The 262-nt window shown below is 47.7% G+C and carries 1 protein-coding gene; it reads right to left on the reverse strand.

All coding sequences use genetic code 11. From position 1 onward, the window contains the following. On the reverse strand, positions 1-225 hold a 225-nt coding region (locus SM755_RS23815), incomplete at its 3' end, for a carbonic anhydrase (protein ID WP_323174860.1). Positions 226-262 lie beyond the last annotated feature (37 nt).

Genomic DNA, 262 nt, shown 5'->3' on the forward strand with positions numbered 1-262 from the left:
GGCAAACTCTAGTGCTGCGCTGATCTCCGAAGTTCCATGCTCAAAAGGTGGCACCAAATTTGCCACATTACGGACTGTGAATGCTTCCCCAGGCTGAAACCCCAAAATACTGGAAGGGCAGACCCTGGAGTCGGCACAAGCGACCACCATGAACTTTGGTGTTTGCTGCTCAGCAAGACTTTTGTAATTAGAAAAACTTTCCACATATCGCTGTTTGAAGTCCATGAACCTTGCTTTCAACTCCCTGAACGGATCATGTTCT

Source organism: Natrialba sp. PRR66 (genome assembly GCF_034808065.1).
GTDB lineage: Archaea > Halobacteriota > Halobacteria > Halobacteriales > Natrialbaceae > Natrialba > Natrialba aegyptia.